Source organism: Virgibacillus salexigens, assembly GCF_014905415.1.
Taxonomy (GTDB): domain Bacteria; phylum Bacillota; class Bacilli; order Bacillales; family Amphibacillaceae; genus Virgibacillus; species Virgibacillus salexigens.
On sequence record NZ_BNEO01000030.1, the window covers coordinates 1 to 477 of the forward strand.

Genomic DNA, 477 nt, shown 5'->3' on the forward strand with positions numbered 1-477 from the left:
CAAGTATTCCATTATCTTGTATCGCTGGTTATCTATGAATTATAACCAGTACGAGCATTATAGTTACAAGGGCGGGCGCCGAGAAGAACAAGTGGAAGCCTACCGCAATCCTTCAATTTCCATGCGAGAATTACGAGAAATGACGGACACGGTCAATGAATACAAATTATTCACTAACTTTAGCAAGAAAGTTTTAGATAAACCCCTTGAAGAAATCAATGATCGGACCTCATTTAATATTGCCTATGAGAAAGTGAAAAAAGGTAAAAGCATTGATTCTATTGTCTTTCATATCACGAAAAAACGTCGAGCAGACGATAACAGTTATAAGCTAGAGGACAAGACCTACAAGGAAGCGAAAGCCGAAAAAGAATTATCAAACCAAACACTTGCAGGTAAAGCGTTAGAAAGTAAATATACAAGGTTATTGCTTGAAAATTTCCTTTTATCGCCTTATGAAATGACAGATACATCACT

General features: G+C 36.7%; 1 pseudogene. It reads left to right on the forward strand.

The features are described 5' to 3' along the window. Positions 1-121: 121 nt before the first annotated feature. Positions 122-477 (forward strand): annotated as a pseudogene (locus JKP73_RS22070) (RepB protein); the annotation flags it as partial.